Source organism: Moorena sp. SIO3I6 (genome assembly GCF_010672095.1).
In genome coordinates this window covers 1-1,252 of record NZ_JAAHHU010001463.1, presented here as the reverse complement: position 1 = coordinate 1,252, position 1,252 = coordinate 1, and the positions used below count along the sequence as shown (strand labels likewise).

The 1,252-nt window shown below is 43.0% G+C and carries 1 protein-coding gene and 1 pseudogene; one reads left to right on the top strand and one right to left on the bottom strand.

Going from position 1 to position 1,252, the window contains the following annotated elements:
• Positions 1-458, top strand: a pseudogene (locus tag F6K49_RS50290) (type I glyceraldehyde-3-phosphate dehydrogenase); the annotation flags it as partial.
• A gap of 217 nt (positions 459-675) precedes the next feature.
• Here the strand turns inward: F6K49_RS50290 and F6K49_RS50285 are convergent.
• A complete protein-coding gene (locus F6K49_RS50285) occupies positions 676-1,071 on the bottom strand; it encodes a hypothetical protein (RefSeq protein WP_293060659.1) in 396 nt (131 codons plus the stop codon).
• Positions 1,072-1,252: the final 181 nt, after the last annotated feature.

Here is a 1,252-nt window from a genome sequence, read left to right as displayed (position 1 = left end):
AGCGGCTTCTTGATGCGAGCCACCGGGATGTACGTCGGGCTCGGGCAGCAGCGCTCAACATTGTCCCTACCTCTACTGGTGCGGCTAAAGCAGTAGCCCTAGTGATTCCCGAACTGAAAGGGAAACTCAATGGTATTGCTCTGCGGGTACCAACTCCCAATGTGTCTATCGTTGACTTGGTAGTTCAAGTGGAGAAAAGTACCATTGCTGAGCAGGTCAATCAAGTGCTCAAAGAAGCAGCTGAAGGTCCACTCAAGGGAATTTTGGCTTACGGCGACGAACCTCTTGTTTCCTGTGATTACAGGGGTCATGATGCTTCCTCAATTGTGGATTCTAGCTTAACTATGGTCATGGGTGGCGATATGGTTAAGGTAGTTGCCTGGTATGACAATGAGTGGGGATACTCTCAGCGGGTTGTAGATTTGGCTGAGTTAGTTGCCCAAAAATGGTCGAATTAGTTGTTAGAGCCTAGTTCGTAAAGCAAGAGACTGGGGAAGAGTGTTGATTCGTTAGGGTTCATAGTTCATTGAACCAATACGTTGAACTTATTCCCCTCTCTCGCTCTAAGTTATTGAATCTAACTTATTAGATTTTGAAACAGCCCTGCTCCCTTAACCGTTTCAATCACCTTCTTGGAAGGAGGGGAGAGGTAAATAATCCCTTAATAAGCATCATCTAGAGTCTTTGTCTAGCTCGACGATATAAAGCCATAATTTTTGGTCTGCCAACATTTTGGGAAAACCCTAATCCTAAACGAAATATTTCTGAAATGTAATACTTATCGCCTTCAGCGATAATGACGCCATTTTCCTTAAGGAGGCTAATGTGTTCTGCAGATAAGCGAATACTTTCTAGTTTAAAAGGGCTTTTTTTCTTATCTGGTTTTAATTGACGTAATTTATTAAATACTTTTTTTAACGGTTCATTTTCTACCTCTATTTCTGTAATTTTTGCTTTGCTGCAGTCAGCCAAACAATCTCGAATTGCTTTGGGAGCTAGAACTCGGTCTTGCCAATAATTCTTATCATCAATGGAAATGGATTTTTCCGCCGCAATTTTAAGAAGACGCACGACATCCCTAGACTGGATTTGTCCATTGTAGTCAGATAATGCGGCAATAACAAACTGACCTGAAAACCTGGATCAAAAACCTGGATCAACGGGTCGAGCGACTACAATCCCAAGGGAATGTCTAACATGTCTGGCATACCGTTGTAAATCACGGGCAATGGTGACTCTACCAGCAGGTGAT